Origin of the sequence: Streptomyces sp. NPDC052101, from assembly GCF_040680235.1 — a bacterium.
Lineage (GTDB): Bacteria > Actinomycetota > Actinomycetes > Streptomycetales > Streptomycetaceae > Streptomyces.
Map to the genome: position 1 here is coordinate 1 of NZ_JBFAWH010000128.1, position 1,459 is coordinate 1,459.

Genomic DNA, 1,459 nt, shown 5'->3' on the forward strand with positions numbered 1-1,459 from the left:
CCTGATTCCTCTGTTGTCACCGCCTGTGCCGCCGCACCCTCCTGCAGGCGGACGGTGCGACGGTCCCCGGGGCGACGGTCCGAGCGGATGCGCGCCTGTCAGTGGTCACCTGCGGCCAATACCCGCCCTCGCGTTGGGGATACCACGCGACACTACGCGCGCCGTGGAGGCTGGGCAACCGCGTTTCCCACAGGCCTTGTGGACAACGTGTGGATTCGGCGGCGTGTCGTGTGGATCGCCTGGGGACCACGCTGGGGACAACCGCGCGACCACTCCCAGAATCCGGCTCTGACCTGGGACGATGCGATCTCCAGGGCTGTGGAGGAAGTTTCTCCACCCCCCTCTCGGCCCCGTCGATCCAACTTGACAGCACCCTCGTTTGCGCCCTCATCACACCGCCTGGTACAGGCCTATCCACACCGTCGTCCACACCCTCCACATCTGTGGACAACTCCTGTGGACAAGGTGCCCGGATCTGGGGACGGCGAAGTTGACAGCCTCTGCCCGCGGCCCCGGGTCCTCCCCGCGCCCACCTCTCCCGGCCGCCCCGGACCGCCCGGCACCGATGACTCACGCACGTCAGTGACCCGCCCCAGAGTCATTGGACGGAACGCGAGCACGGTGCTTGGGTGGAACCCCGTCGTCGTGTCGTCCGCCACAGTGAGGAGTCCGCCGTGCCCCCGGCCACCACCGCCCCCTCCCCGGCCTCGCTCCCCCTCGACGGCGTCCTCGTCGCCGACTTCTCCCGCGTCCTCGCCGGCCCGCTCGCCACCATGACGCTGGCGGACCTCGGGGCGCGCGTCATCAAGGTGGAGCACCCCGAGCGCGGCGACGACACCCGCGGCTGGGCCCCGCCCCGCTCGGCGACGAGCGCCACCTACTTCGAGTCCGTGAACCGCAACAAGGAGTCGGTCGGCTGGGACCTGAAGGACCCCGAGGACCAGCGGCGGGCCGCCGCCCTGGCCGCCCGGGCCGACGTCGTGGTCCACAACCTCAAGCCCGGCACCATGGAGCGCCTCGGCCTGGGTTACGACGACGTCGCGCGGGAGAACCCGTCCGTGGTCTACGCCGCCGTCTCCGGCTTCGGCGACCGCGAGGGCCGGGATCTGCCCGGCTACGACTTCATCGTCCAGGCCGCGGGCGGGCTCATGAGCATCACCGGCGAACCGGACGCCCCGATGAAGGCGGGCGTCGCCCTCGTGGACGTGCTCACGGCCAAGGACCTCACCGCCGGCGTGCTCGCCGCGCTGCTGCGCCGCGAACGCACCGGGGAAGGCGCCCACCTGCGGCTGAACCTGCTCTCCTCGCTGCAGGGGGCGCTCGCCAACCAGGGCCAGGCATGGCTCGGCGCCGGCGTCGTCCCGCGGCGGATGGGCAACGACCACCCCTCGATCGCCCCCTACCAGCTGCTGGCGTGCCGGGACGCGCCGCTCGCCGTCGCCATCGGCAACGACGCGCA

At 71.8% G+C, this 1,459-nt stretch carries 1 protein-coding gene; it reads left to right on the forward strand.

Annotated features, from left to right (window positions below):
• Nucleotides 1-674: 674 nt before the first annotated feature.
• Nucleotides 675-1,459, forward strand: a 785-nt coding sequence (locus AB0L75_RS44220; protein ID WP_365191941.1) for a CoA transferase, incomplete at its 3' end; no start/stop codon positions are given.